Source organism: Streptomyces bugieae (genome assembly GCF_036352915.1).
In the GTDB taxonomy this organism is placed as follows: domain Bacteria; phylum Actinomycetota; class Actinomycetes; order Streptomycetales; family Streptomycetaceae; genus Streptomyces; species Streptomyces endophytica.
In genome coordinates this window covers 1-484 of record NZ_JAZBJP010000108.1, presented here as the reverse complement: position 1 = coordinate 484, position 484 = coordinate 1, and the positions used below count along the sequence as shown (strand labels likewise).

Sequence of the window (484 nt, the reverse complement as noted above, 5' to 3'; positions counted from 1 at the left end):
ATGTCGACCGGCGCCACCCACGAGCTGCTGGAGATCGGGGTCTCCTCCCCGGAGATGACCCCGGCCGACGGCATCGGCGTGGGCGAGGTCGGCTACATCATCACCGGTGTGAAGGACGTCCGGCAGTCCAAGGTCGGTGACACGATCACCTCCCTCCAGAACGGGGCGACCGAGGCGCTCGGCGGCTACAAGGACCCGAAGCCGATGGTGTTCTCGGGGCTCTACCCGCTGGACGGCTCGGACTACCCGGACCTGCGCGAGGCGCTCGACAAGCTCCAGCTCAACGACGCCGCCCTGGTCTACGAGCCGGAGACCTCCGCCGCGCTCGGCTTCGGTTTCCGCGTCGGCTTCCTCGGCCTGCTCCACCTGGACGTGGTCCGCGAGCGGCTGGAGCGCGAGTTCGGCCTCGACCTGATCGCGACCGCGCCCAACGTGGTCTACCGGGTCGAGATGGAGGACGGCACCGAGCACGTCGTCACCAACC

At 69.2% G+C, this 484-nt stretch carries 1 pseudogene; it reads left to right on the top strand.

Annotation, left to right across the window (positions count from 1 at the left end):
* Positions 1 to 484 (top strand): annotated as a pseudogene (locus tag V2J85_RS40405) (elongation factor 4); the annotation flags it as partial.